The 4,514-nt window shown below is 30.2% G+C and carries 4 protein-coding genes; all 4 read left to right on the top strand.

The genetic code is table 11. The annotated features are described in order from the left end of the window. The coding region (locus tag SULYE_RS06370) for a DEAD/DEAH box helicase (RefSeq protein WP_007547684.1) at window positions 1–1,153 on the top strand (1,153 nt) is incomplete at its 5' end. 34 nt (window positions 1,154–1,187) lie between these two features. Then, the gene (locus SULYE_RS06365; RefSeq protein ID WP_007547682.1) at window positions 1,188–2,027 is read left to right on the top strand and encodes a DUF6897 domain-containing protein; all 840 of its coding nucleotides are present in this window, start codon (window positions 1,188–1,190) and stop codon (window positions 2,025–2,027) included. Next, the gene (rsmI, locus tag SULYE_RS06360; RefSeq protein WP_007547681.1) at window positions 2,027–2,863 is read left to right on the top strand and encodes a 16S rRNA (cytidine(1402)-2'-O)-methyltransferase; all 837 of its coding nucleotides are present in this window, start codon (window positions 2,027–2,029) and stop codon (window positions 2,861–2,863) included. Before SULYE_RS06365 ends, rsmI begins: the two co-directional genes overlap by 1 nt. 312 nt (window positions 2,864–3,175) lie before the next feature. Then, window positions 3,176–4,327: a DDE-type integrase/transposase/recombinase gene (locus SULYE_RS06355; protein ID WP_007547679.1), complete on the top strand. Its 1,152-nt coding sequence runs from the start codon at window positions 3,176–3,178 to the stop codon at window positions 4,325–4,327. Window positions 4,328–4,514: the final 187 nt, after the last annotated feature.

Genomic DNA, 4,514 nt, shown 5'->3' with positions numbered 1-4,514 from the left:
TATCAATGATACAAAAGATATGAGAAATATTCTTTGGCAGATAAAAGCCCATGTTTATATAATTAGCTATGATACTTTAAAAAACGATTATAAAGAAAAATCAGTGCTATTAAAAGATTTTTCAAAAAATCTTGACTTAATAGTTTTAGATGAGGCTCATAACATAAAAAATAAGGATACATTCAAAGCAAAAGCCGTTAAAAGTATTTCTAAGAATGTCCAGTATAGATGGGCATTATCAGGAACTCCGCTTCAAAACAACATAAAAGAACTTGTATCTTTGCTGGAATTTCTTATACCAAATCAAAAGTTTGATAATCTTACAATTGAAGAGCTAAAAGAGATTTTAAAATCTATTATGCTAAGAAGATTGAAAAAAGATGTTCTTTCACAGCTTCCGGAAAAGCTGCCGCCAGAAATAGAAAAATTTGAGTTAAGTCCAATACAAAAACAGTACTACGAAAACTATTTAAACTATGAAAGAAGTAGGCTTTTAAATCTCTATGAAAGAATTAAGTATGAAAAAAACTTTAATTATATGATGAAGCAAAATTTAATTTTTTCACTACAAAAACTTAGACAGATTTGTAATTTCCCGCCCGAATCAATCCACAGTCCAAAGGCAGAAAGGTTGAAAGAAATAGTAAAAGAATTAGCTGACCAAAAAGAAAAAGTCGTTATTTTTACAAACTTTGTGAATGAAGGCGTTGATAAAATAATTAAAAATTTAAAAACAATATTACAACCACAGCAGATAGTAAGTTATCATGGTTCTTTAAAACCAGAAGAGAAAAATTTAGCCGTTAAAAAGTTTGTAGAAGATGAAAAATGTTTAGTTTTTGTAGGAACAATTAATGCAGCAGGAGAAGGATTGACACTAACATCAAGTAGTTATGTAATATTTTTTGATTTACATTGGAATCCGGCCAAAATGTGGCAGGCAGAAGATAGAGTTCATAGAATAGGTCAAAAAAACAAAGTCAATATTTACACATTCATAACTCAAAATACAGTAGAAGAAAAAATCTTGCAAAAGCTTGAAGAAAAACGAAGCATGATAAACAATGTTATTGATGATGTATCTTCAGACATAGAGTCAGTATCACTCTCAGATTTATTAGATTTTATAGGTCTCTCTCCATCTGTTATATAATATTTTTTTACAAAAAACCAACAAAGGAGTTTAAATGTTTAAGAAAGTCAGTGCTATAATTTTATTTTTATTTAGTTTTTCATTTGCAGACAGTTTGATAGTAAATAAAAAGGGTTCATCTACCTATATCCAGTATTCCCAGTTTTTATTAGCACAAGGCGAGACAATTATTGGACCAATTCAGCTTTTACCAATGGCTAACACTGATGATTTGGTTATAAAGCCTTCAGATAGCAGTGTAAAAATATCTGGATACATGATAGAACCAACAAAAGAAAACTTTATAGAAAATCTTATTGGGAAGACTATATCTATTGAAGGAGACGGAAGATTAATACGTGGAACAGTCATATCTGTAAAAGACAATTTTATAACCTTGGATACAAAAAACGGTGTAGTAGTAACAACTTTACCAACATTTCCAAACAGACTTTCATCTTCTTTAAAGTGGCAAGATATTCAAGCACCAAGAGTAACGATAAAACTAAACTCAGATAAACCTGTTTCAGCCGGAATAAATTTAATTTATCCAATAAATGGATTCAGCTGGGATGTAGTTTATACTGCCGATATATCAAATAATAAAGTTGTATTAAATGGCTTTTACAAGATAGTAAACAACACACCTATAAGATTAAATGATGTGGCTTTATACATTAAAGAAAATGAGAGAGTAGTGAAATTGTACGATAAGACAGTCATTGAACCTTATACATCAAAGCTTGTAAATATTGACAGATTAGAGCTTCCTTATTCTAAAGTAAACACCATAAACTCTAAAAAATACTTTCCGGATGGTAAGGTTGCTGTATATAAAAACAATGTTTTTGTAGGTTATGGTAGCATTCAAAATAATGTGTTAAGATTACCGTAATGGCTGTTTTGTACGTTGTTGCTACTCCCATCGGAAATCTTCAGGATATCTCGTTTAGAGCCTTAGATACACTTAAAAAGGTTAAATATATAGCTTGCGAAGACACAAGACAAACAAAAAAACTGCTAAATTTTTATGGCATAGAAGATAAACATCTAATTAGCTATCACGAGCATAACGAAGAAGAAGCATCAGAAAAGATATTAAAGATTTTAGAAAAAGAAGATGTAGCATTGGTTTCTGATGCTGGAACTCCTTGCATTTCAGACCCTGGTTATAGAGTTGTAAAAAAGGCAAGAGAAAATAATATAAAAGTTGTGCCAATTCCTGGCCCATTTGCAGGAGCTGCGGCACTATCTGCCTCAGGATTACCATCAGATAAATTTCTTTTCTTAGGATTTCTTCCGCAAAAAAGATCTCACAAAGAAAAGGTTTTGAAAAAATATATAGAGTTAGATGCAACCTTAATACTTTATGAAAGTCCAAATAGAGTTATGGATACTGTCGATCTTATAAAAGATCTTGATGAAAAAGCTAATATCGTTGTTGCAAAAGAGCTTACAAAGATTCATGAAGAGTTTATCATTGGCAATCCTTTTGAAATTTTAGATTTTTTTGAAAAAAATCCAGACAAGATAAAAGGTGAGTTTGTTATTCTTGTCCATCCATCAGAAAAGGAAGCTGCTATAGATGAAGATGAAATAAAAAGAAGAATAATAGAGCTAAAAAATCAAAACTTAAAGTCAAATGAGATAGCAAAAATTATAGCTGATGAGTATAATTTGTCTAAGAATCAAGCATACAAGATGGCATTAGAGAGTCGTAATGAAAGCTGAGAAATGTTACGAGACAGTTCAAAAAACCAACATCTTTATTCTGCAGCCAGCGAAGAATATCATATTTTTTCTTTCCAAGTCAAAAGACCAAAAGAGGAAATCTTTCAGCTTTACAGCCTCAGGATAACAGGAAAAGACAAACTTACAAAAATTTTGGAACAGTCTTTATTAAATTAAGATCAATTTTTCAATTTCTTAACAAGATTTCGTCAGAAAAAATTCAAACTGTGTTTTAAAACTCTGTACAAGCTAAAAGAAACATGGGAGAATATAATATAAGAATTTAAAATTATGAAAATCGGAGGGATAAAGATGAGAAAGAAAGTAGGGACATCTACCTACATTCAGAGAATTAATACACTTGAAAGAAAGCTTTTAAAACAAGTAAAAGAATTAGATGATGTTATACAAAAACATCCAGAAATAATGTTTAGATTGCAAGTTGTAGAGTTTGCCTTAAAACACTCAGTAAAACTTGCAGTAGAAGCTTTTGGTGTATCAAAATCTACCATATACAGATGGATTAAAGAGTATAAAAGCAGTAATAACAATCCAGTATCTTTAAAAAATCGTTATGTGTCAAAAAAAGGAATGAAGTTAGAAAAATTACAAAAAATAACAGAAAAACATAAACAATTAGTTTTAGAAATCAGAAAAAAACATCCTAAGCTTGGAAAAGAAAAAATAAAGGTTTTACTTGATGAGCTTTGTAAGCAGCACAACATTCCTACGATATCTGTAAGTTCAATTGGAAATATAATAAAGATGCTTAAAGATGAAAGGAAGTTAAATCATGAGTATGCCAGGCAAAGAATCACAATCAACGGAAGAACTGGAGAGTTAATGGTAAAAGAAATTAAAAAGAAAACAAAGAAAGATAGATATAAAGACAAAAAACCAACAAAACCAGGAGAATTAGTACAAATAGATACTAAGCATGAATATGTAAATGGTAGAAAAGTTTATATATTTGTAGCCAAAGATGTAAAAACAAGAATCTCCTTTACTTTTGCATATGACAGACTAAACAGTAAAAATGCGAAAGACTTTTTAGAGAAATTGATAAAAGCAATGCCATTTGAGATAAAAGGTATACAAACAGATAATGGCAGTGAATTCTTAGGCGAGTTTACCAAAGCATTAAAGAAAAAAGATATAAAACATTATTTTAACTATCCAAGATATCCAAAAGGACAAGCATATGTAGAGAGAATGAATAGGACATTACAGGATGAATTTATCATGTACTACGAAGATTACGAATTAAAAGACATTCATGAGTTTAATAAAAAGATGTTGCAATATATGTTATGGTATAACACAGAAAGACCTCATCATAGTTTAAACAAAAAATCACCTTTACAATACTTTTGTGATATTATAAATTCAAATAAATCGGAATTTTCCCAAACTGGTATGACTTATACAAACTCTTGCAAACTTTCTTATTTTGAGTTATCCTAATTTAAGAAATTTTATAGAGGAGAGCCGATAATGACCACAGGTTATTTAGGACTAACAATTTTCTTCATACTGGCTACCGCAATCGGAGTAGTTCTATTAGTTATAAACAGACTTCTTGCACCAAAGACACCGGAACCTTATGAAGGCTATCCTTACGAATGCGGCGTTCCTCTTTACGATAAAACAA

Origin of the sequence: Sulfurihydrogenibium yellowstonense SS-5 (genome assembly GCF_000173615.1) — a bacterium.
Taxonomy (GTDB): domain Bacteria; phylum Aquificota; class Aquificia; order Aquificales; family Hydrogenothermaceae; genus Sulfurihydrogenibium; species Sulfurihydrogenibium yellowstonense.
Note: the sequence above shows the minus strand (reverse complement) of the source record. Positions and strands in the feature narration are given on the sequence as shown.